Origin of the sequence: Paenacidovorax caeni (assembly GCF_001298675.1) — a bacterium.
GTDB lineage: Bacteria > Pseudomonadota > Gammaproteobacteria > Burkholderiales > Burkholderiaceae_C > Paenacidovorax > Paenacidovorax caeni.
In genome coordinates this window covers 1-842 of record NZ_CYIG01000143.1, presented here as the reverse complement: position 1 = coordinate 842, position 842 = coordinate 1, and the positions used below count along the sequence as shown (strand labels likewise).

At 64.1% G+C, this 842-nt stretch carries 1 protein-coding gene and 1 pseudogene; one reads left to right on the top strand and one right to left on the bottom strand.

Annotation, left to right across the window (positions count from 1 at the left end; translation table 11 throughout):
• Window positions 1–558: pseudogene (locus BN2503_RS20640) on the top strand (hypothetical protein); the annotation flags it as partial.
• A 66-nt stretch (window positions 559–624) separates the two neighbouring features.
• On the opposite strand, the gene BN2503_RS20635 reads toward BN2503_RS20640, so the two are convergent.
• Window positions 625–842 (bottom strand): hypothetical protein (locus BN2503_RS20635; RefSeq protein WP_158447384.1); only part of this gene is annotated, 218 nt, incomplete at its 5' end.

Here is an 842-nt window from a genome sequence, read left to right as displayed (position 1 = left end):
GCCTTGCTGATTTGCATTTCTGAGCTGGCGCTATCGCCCATGGAGGTGCGCAACCTCAAGATGAATTCCATCCTCTATATAGAAGAGGAGGGCGCTCGACGCCCCCAGGCGCTGCAGCTCGATGGCCCCGGGCCCAACCAGCGCCGCCGAGTCCACATGGAGCCCTTTGTCGTCGAGGCCTTGGAGTCGTGGCTGGCGGTACGGGATGACGCCGCATCGAGCCCTCAGGTCGAGTTCCTGTTCTGCACCACCCGGCGCAACGCCAGAAACCCCAACGCTAAGCCGCCTGGGCAGATGACCCCGGTCACGCTCCTGGATCTGGTGCGCACCCTGATCGAGAAGGCTGCGCGCGAGTCAAACCAGCCCTTGCCAGCACGCCTGGGACCGCAGATTCTTCGGAACACGCGTCTTGTGATGTGGCTGAACGCCGGAGTCCCGGCCTCAACCGTCGCCGTCTGGGCAGGCCTCAAAAACATCAAGGGCCTCTACCACCTGCGCGACCACCTCAACCCAGAGGTCAGGATCACCGTCAAGAGTGTGCGCGACGACGCCACCTGAGCCAGCTCAGAGTAGGGCGGCCAGGGCAGGGGACAGCGGGGTAGGGTGCCGCACCACCCGGCTTGCCTACCGCAGCGATCGACGCTTGGCCACCTGCTTGACTGGTGCGCGCATCAGTGGCCGCGCCGCGCCTTCTTTGGCCTTGGCCAAAGCATCCGCCAAACTCTTTTCAAGGGCCTGGACGCGGCCTTTCATTTCAGCCAACTCCAGCCTTGTGGCGCCCAGTGCCTCTTCGGCGGTGCTGGCGCGCTTGCGGTAGGTCGTGAGTTCCACTTCCTTGCTCT